The organism is Bradyrhizobium sp. NBAIM14 (assembly GCF_020193895.1).
In the GTDB taxonomy this organism is placed as follows: Bacteria; Pseudomonadota; Alphaproteobacteria; order Rhizobiales; family Xanthobacteraceae; genus Bradyrhizobium; species Bradyrhizobium yuanmingense.
In genome coordinates this window covers 1-467 of the sequence record NZ_JADYVQ010000086.1, presented here as the reverse complement: position 1 = coordinate 467, position 467 = coordinate 1, and the positions used below count along the sequence as shown (strand labels likewise).

Genomic DNA, 467 nt, shown 5'->3' with positions numbered 1-467 from the left:
GTCTCTTGATCACCGCCGACGTTCCCACGGTGAGCCAGATCACGATGGCAAGTCGCATTGCTCCCTATTATTCTCTCGTTCTCGAACTCGACCTCGCCATGATCCGCGAACTCGGTACGGAAATTGGTCCGGTGACAGCTTCGACCTCGAAGCCCGTTAACGTAGACCCGACGGAAACTGAGGTCGCGGACATCGCCGCCAGGCTCATGGGCCTGATCGATCGGCCTTCAGCCATGCCGATCCTGGCGAGGCAGCATCTAAGGGAGATGCACTTCTGGCTAATGACCGGCAAGCACGGAGCCTCAATCCGGGCGCTCGGTCAGACAGATGGCCACGCTGAGAGAATTGGTCGTGCCGTTGCCATCATCCGCGAAGGCTTTGCTCGTCCCTTAAGGGTGAATGAGCTTGCCGAGACGGCAGGCATGAGCCTTTCGTCATTTCATCAGCATTTCCGCGCGGTGACCACA

At 58.5% G+C, this 467-nt stretch carries 1 protein-coding gene; it reads left to right on the top strand.

What is annotated here, in order from left to right; translation table 11 throughout:
• A partial coding sequence (locus I6F28_RS37120) for an AraC family transcriptional regulator (protein WP_225143950.1) occupies positions 1-467 on the top strand: 467 nt, incomplete at both ends.